Source organism: Flavihumibacter sp. CACIAM 22H1 (assembly GCF_001601815.1).
GTDB lineage: Bacteria > Bacteroidota > Bacteroidia > Chitinophagales > Chitinophagaceae > Flavihumibacter.
The window spans coordinates 34,933-38,610 of the sequence record NZ_LUKG01000043.1; the positions used below are offsets into that span (position 1 = coordinate 34,933).

At 47.5% G+C, this 3,678-nt stretch carries 3 protein-coding genes and 1 pseudogene; all 4 read left to right on the forward strand.

Annotated elements, in window-relative coordinates:
• The first annotated feature begins 66 nt into the window (after positions 1-66).
• Complete coding sequence (locus A1D16_RS12845) at positions 67-807, forward strand: carbohydrate-binding family 9-like protein (protein WP_290710073.1); 741 nt, start codon at positions 67-69, stop codon at positions 805-807.
• Between the two features lie 10 nt (positions 808-817).
• Positions 818-2,146: a Gfo/Idh/MocA family oxidoreductase gene (locus tag A1D16_RS12850; protein ID WP_290710075.1), complete on the forward strand. Its 1,329-nt coding sequence runs from the start codon at positions 818-820 to the stop codon at positions 2,144-2,146.
• A 19-nt stretch (positions 2,147-2,165) separates the two neighbouring features.
• On the forward strand, positions 2,166-3,362 hold the full coding sequence (locus tag A1D16_RS12855) for a DUF1080 domain-containing protein (protein ID WP_290710077.1): 1,197 nt from the start codon (positions 2,166-2,168) through the stop codon (positions 3,360-3,362).
• 9 nt (positions 3,363-3,371) lie between these two features.
• Positions 3,372-3,678 (forward strand): annotated as a pseudogene (locus A1D16_RS12860) (amidohydrolase); the annotation flags it as partial.

Consider the following 3,678-nt stretch of genomic DNA (forward strand, 5'->3'; position numbering starts at 1 on the left):
GTCTACATCTTCCAAGGCCGATTATCGATAAAATTTATCGCCTTAATGCTCAAAAATGGTTCCCGGATGCCTTTCCCGCCAATCCATAATAAATACATAGGACGGGCAACCCTACTGCCCCTGCTTTTTTTGCTCTTATGCTGTAAGCAGGCAGAAGAAAAGAAGAATGCTTACCTGTTGAAAAAAACAGCCGATTTCTCTATATCCGGAACCGGAACAGCTACCAACTGGCAAGTGATCAACTGGACCAGGCTCCATACCCTGCCCAACTACCCATCTACCTATTCTACTGAATTTAAACTGCTCTATTCCAGCAAGGGGTTGTATGGATTGTTTCGTTGTACGGACAGCCTGTTAACCAATACTCTTACTGCAAACAACAGCGCTCTTTATAAAGAAGATGTTATAGAAATTTTTCTTCAGCCCGATACGACTAAAACCCATTATTTCGAATATGAATTATCACCGCTGGATTATGAAACAGCCCTGCTGATTTTTAATAACAAGGGCGATCTAAACAGCTGGCAACCCTTTGAACAGGCAATACAGCGAAAGGTGCTGCATGCAACCAGCGTAACCGGTGGTAATAAAGAAAGCAGGGCGGCAGTTACGCAATGGGTAGCAGAATTTTTTATTCCATTTGATCTTTTGAAGCCGGTAGGTGGGGCTGCTCCCAAACCGGGCGATACCTGGAAAGCAAACCTGTACCGGATTGATTACGATAAGGGCGAAGCGCTTTGGACATGGCAGCCAAACAGCGGAAACTTTCATGAATACCAGCATTTCGGCATGCTTCATTTTGAATAAAACGATTACGATGAAACTATCTTCCTCCAGGCCAGATGGCACCAACCCAAGACGATCCTTTATAAAAAAAACCGGCGCCTTGTTGGGCGGATCCGTTTTAATCAGCTCCTTACCTGCTGCGGCAAAAGGGTATTTTCTTTCGCCCGGCACACTCAAAATTGCCCTCATTGGTTGTGGCGACAGAGGAACGGGGGCAGCGGTAAATGCATTACGCACCAAAGGAGCCGTAGAACTGGTTGCCATGGCCGATGTTTTTCGTGATAAAATTGATGAATCGCTTAGTCTCCTAAACAAGGTGGAGGATATCAAAGGGAAAATAAACGTTCCGGAAGCCAATCGCTTTACCGGCTTTGATGCCTATGAAAAAGCAATGCGGCTGGCCGATATTGTATTATTGGTTGCGCCGCCTGCCTTCCGGCCCCTTCATTTTGAGGCGGCCATTAAAGCCGGTAAACATGTTTTCATGGAAAAGCCACTGGCGTCAGATGCACCAGGTATACGCCAGGTACTGGAAACAGGTAAGCTGGCCTCCACGAAAAACCTTAAAGTGGTAGTAGGCCTGCAAAACCGGTACGATCCTGCCTTTATAGAAATGGTAGATAAAATGAAGCAGGGCGTAATCGGTACCATCACTGCTGCTACAGATTATTATATGATCGGCCCTTTGAAACAGGTTAAACGAACGGCAGGCCAATCTGAAATGGAGTACCAGTTGCGCAACTGGCGATATTTTAACTGGCTTTGGGCAGGCTCGCCGGCCGGATTACAGATCCATAATACCGATGTAGTAAACTGGTTCAAAGGTTCTTACCCTGTAAGGGCACAGGCAATTGGTGGTAAAGCCATGCAGGGTCAACCCGATATGGGAGACATATTCGACAATTTTGCTATTGAATACGAATACGAAGACGGGTTCAAACTCAACAGTTATATCCGCCACCTTCCCGGAACTTACACAAAAGGTGGTGCTTATTTTCAGGGGTCGAATGGTACCGCCAGTATTCATTCCGGGATCAGGGACGCCAGTGGGGAACGCATCTGGAGAAGACAGAGCGGATCAACCGAAAATGCGTACCAGATCGAACACGATAAACTATTCGAGGCCATCCGCAACAATACGCCCTTAAACGATACGGAATGGGGTGCCATGAGCACCATGACCACCCTACTGGGACGAATGGCTGCTCACTCCGGTAAACTGGTTGAATGGAAAGATGCAATTCAGTCGGAACTCACCCTCTTGCCTAAACGTTTTGGATGGGACGCAGAAGCACCTGTGCTGCCCGATAAAAATGGATTGTATCCCTTTGCTATTCCGGGTAGTTCGCCTGTTTTATAAACCTCTACGATCCGATGGTATGAAAAGAGTTGTGTTGGCACTGGCTTTGACCGGTTGCTGTTGGGGTGCCTGCAGACCCGGCAAACCACCCTCCGCTGCCCAAAATGCTTTATTTCAGGATACTGCTGCTTTTGGCAACTGGACGGCTATTAATGTTCCAAAGCAGGAATGGAGCTGGTTAAACGATACCCTTCAAACCCAGGCCGGCGGATCGGGCTACCTGCGGTCTCCTTACCTGGCCGGAGATTTTATACTGAGTTTTGATGCTTTTGCGGAAGCCGGGGAAACACCAGACCTGGTAGTTTTTGCCGATGCACTGCCGGCAAAAGGAAGCCCTTATCCGGATGGAAGTCCCATTTTCCTGGAAAAGAAAAAATGGAACCGTTATATAGTTGAATCAACAAACGGGCAAATCAGGGTTTTCGCCGGCAATAAGCTGGTGCGCACGATGTCTACAGCTGGCCGAACAGCCGGTTATATCTGCTTTTTGAAAGACGCTTCCGTAAGAAAAATTACCCGTATCCGGTTCACCGCAACTTCCCCTGCCCCTGCTGCTACGGATGGCTCAGCTGAAATGGATCCGCGCTTTCAACCCCTGTACAACGGAACCGAACTGAGCGAATTTCAACTGAAACCAGGCCATATAGGCCATTGGACCGCAGCCGGCTGGCTAATTAATTACGACGGCTTAAGCACGGAACAGGATAAATGCCTGTGGACTAAAAAATCCTATCGCGATTTTGAACTGATCGCCGACCTGCGCCTTACCCGCCAACCCACTGCTGAATGGAGCCCGGTTGTGCTGCCAAGTGGAGAAGAAGCAAGAAACCCGGATGGCTCCATTAAACAGGTATTGGAATTATATGCAGGCGATACCGGTATCTATCTCCGCGGAAATTCAAAAAACCAGGTCAATATAGGGTACAGGTACCTTGGATCAGGAGAAATCTATGGATACCGGGTAGATAAAAAAATGCCGGCAGAACTGCGGCAAGCAGTAACTCCACTGGTAAAAGCAGATAATTTCCCCGGGCAATGGAACCGCTTTTACCTTCGCCTGGTTAAGGACAGGCTAACGGTTAAACTTAACGGCATTACGGTTATTGACAATGCACAACTTCCAGGAATCGCAGCGGAAGGTCCTCTTGCACTACAGGATGATCATGCTTCAAATAATACCTTTCAATTTGCCAATCTCTTCCTCCGGGAATTATAAAATACTCATATGAAATATGTTCTGCTCATTGGGATCTTAGTGATCGGGCAACCAGGGTTTTCGCAGGTGCAACAGGAGCTGGATCAGTTTATTGCAACACAAAAAGATGAACTCGTCGGTATTTATAAAAAACTGCATCAGAACCCCGAATTGTCCTTCGAAGAAGCGGAAACGGCTGCGTTGCTGGCAACGGAATTAAAGAAACTTCGGTGGGAGGTTACGCAAAATATGGGCGGATATGGGGTAGTAGGAGTACTGAAAAATGGGAAAGGCCCTGTTATACTGGTACGAACCGATATGGATGCGTTGCCCCTGC

Coding starts and splice junctions, on each gene's coding strand:
- A1D16_RS12845 (WP_290710073.1), top strand. CDS start 67: ATGCCTTTCCCGCCAATCCATAATAAATACATAGGACGGGCAACCCTA.
- A1D16_RS12850 (WP_290710075.1), top strand. CDS start 818: ATGAAACTATCTTCCTCCAGGCCAGATGGCACCAACCCAAGACGATCC.
- A1D16_RS12855 (WP_290710077.1), top strand. CDS start 2,166: ATGAAAAGAGTTGTGTTGGCACTGGCTTTGACCGGTTGCTGTTGGGGT.